This window comes from Sulfitobacter sp. CW3, from assembly GCF_019392245.1.
Classification (GTDB): domain Bacteria; phylum Pseudomonadota; class Alphaproteobacteria; order Rhodobacterales; family Rhodobacteraceae; genus Sulfitobacter.
Genome location: NZ_JAHXRL010000292.1, coordinates 1 through 265, shown reverse-complemented (window position 1 = coordinate 265; position 265 = coordinate 1). Strand labels below are relative to the sequence as shown.

1 protein-coding gene is annotated in these 265 nt (G+C 76.2%); it reads left to right on the top strand.

The window, feature by feature from the left end:
• On the top strand, nucleotides 1–265 hold a 265-nt coding region (locus tag KZZ06_RS21130), incomplete at both ends, for a VOC family protein (RefSeq protein ID WP_219581909.1).

Here is a 265-nt window from a genome sequence, read left to right as displayed (position 1 = left end):
CCCGGCCGCCCGGGGGCCGGCTCGGTCCACCACATCGCGTTCCGGGCGGCGGACGACGCCGCGCAGGCCGCGATGGGCCGGGCTCTCGAGGCACGGGGGCTCCACGTCACCGAGCAGCGCGACCGCCAGTACTTCCGCTCGATCTACTTCCGCGAACCCGGCGGCGTGCTGTTCGAGATCGCCACCGACGCGCCCGGCTTCGCGGTGGACGAGCCGATCGAGGCCCTCGGCCAGGCCCTCAAGCTCCCCGCCGGCCTGGAGCCGC